Annotated in this window: 1 pseudogene; it reads left to right on the top strand. The window is 55.3% G+C overall.

Annotated elements, in window-relative coordinates:
- Window positions 1–46 precede the first annotated feature (46 nt).
- Window positions 47–199 (top strand): annotated as a pseudogene (locus T281_RS19970) (hypothetical protein); the annotation flags it as partial.
- Between the last annotated feature and the right edge of the window lie 342 nt (window positions 200–541).

Consider the following 541-nt stretch of genomic DNA (forward strand, 5'->3'; position numbering starts at 1 on the left):
GCGTGTAGAAACCAGAGAAATCCTCAAGGGAAAGCACTGGCGTGACGTGCCGTTCGAGGACCTGGACAAATTGCGCGATATCATCCCCCTTTTGAGCCCGGCGGGCCTTCACTTTTATCTGCCGGCCTTCATGACAATAACCGTTGTAGATTACCGTCGAGCCGACATCATCCCGGGCGCAATTGTCGACTTGCTCACACCGACAGAATTGACCGACTACGACGAAAAACAAAGAAAATTTGAAGAGTTTGCGGAAACACATCCCGAGGCCGCGAAGTTCACTCCGGAGGAATGGCGGCAAATCAACGAGCCGATGAGGGATATGTGCCGAACGGGCAACGCTCAACGGTGGTTCGACGCCCGCGTTTCGCGCTTCACGCAGGAACAGGCCAACGTCATCCGCCGGTTTATGGAGTATATACGCGACACGCGCGGCGACTACTTCCCTGATGACGCCCCGCAGAAGGCGCTCGACCGATACTGGAACCGTTTTTAATCAGCCGTTGCGCCGTGCCGCTTCTGGGAGAACATGGAGAAAATA

This window comes from Rhodomicrobium udaipurense JA643, from assembly GCF_000636015.1.
GTDB classification, from domain to species: domain Bacteria; phylum Pseudomonadota; class Alphaproteobacteria; order Rhizobiales; family Rhodomicrobiaceae; genus Rhodomicrobium; species Rhodomicrobium udaipurense.